This window comes from Limnospira sp. PMC 289.06 (genome assembly GCF_032350395.1).
Lineage (GTDB): Bacteria > Cyanobacteriota > Cyanobacteriia > Cyanobacteriales > Microcoleaceae > Limnospira > Limnospira platensis.
Genome location: NZ_JARPLC010000596.1, coordinates 1 through 246 on the forward strand (window position 1 = coordinate 1; position 246 = coordinate 246).

The 246-nt window shown below is 43.9% G+C and carries 1 pseudogene; it reads left to right on the plus strand.

What is annotated here, in order from left to right:
* Positions 1 to 246: pseudogene (locus P5674_RS26385) on the plus strand (RNA-dependent DNA polymerase); the annotation flags it as partial.

The window sequence follows — 246 nt, forward strand, 5'->3', positions numbered from 1 at the left end:
ACTTAGCAATGGGAAAGAAAGACACGAAAATTGGCTATTCCAAACCAAAGATGGGATACATCTATTCAAACACATCTGGACCCCAATTGTCAGACACACCCTAATACGCCCCGACGCAACACTTTATGACGGAAATTGGACTTACTGGGCAACCAGGAAAGGACAAGCAATCGACACGCCAATTAGGGTAGCAAAACTACTCAAAAAACCAAAAGGTAGATGTACCTGGTGCGGGCAATTCTTTAG